Source organism: Ochrobactrum sp. SFR4 (genome assembly GCF_019730395.1).
In the GTDB taxonomy this organism is placed as follows: domain Bacteria; phylum Pseudomonadota; class Alphaproteobacteria; order Rhizobiales; family Rhizobiaceae; genus Pseudochrobactrum.
Map to the genome: position 1 here is coordinate 1 of NZ_JAAPBB010001261.1, position 242 is coordinate 242.

At 38.4% G+C, this 242-nt stretch carries 1 protein-coding gene; it reads left to right on the forward strand.

Annotation, left to right across the window (positions count from 1 at the left end; translation table 11 throughout):
• Window positions 1–242, forward strand: a 242-nt coding sequence (locus HBA93_RS24805) for a hypothetical protein (protein ID WP_221724780.1), incomplete at both ends; no start/stop codon positions are given.

Consider the following 242-nt stretch of genomic DNA (forward strand, 5'->3'; position numbering starts at 1 on the left):
GATAACTTAATAACACCTGTAGTAGATTCATTGAAATACCTCACTTCATTGAATTATGATGTCTTGGCCTATTGTATCATTGAAGCTTTAGCTAATCCAGAAAAGGAGAGAATGAAACATGATGACACAACCATCTCAAGCTGGCTTCAAAGTCTGGCAAGTTTCTGTGGTGCAGTATTCCGTAAATACCCAATCGATCTTGCTGGTCTTCTTCAGTATGTAGCCAATCAATTAAAGGCAGG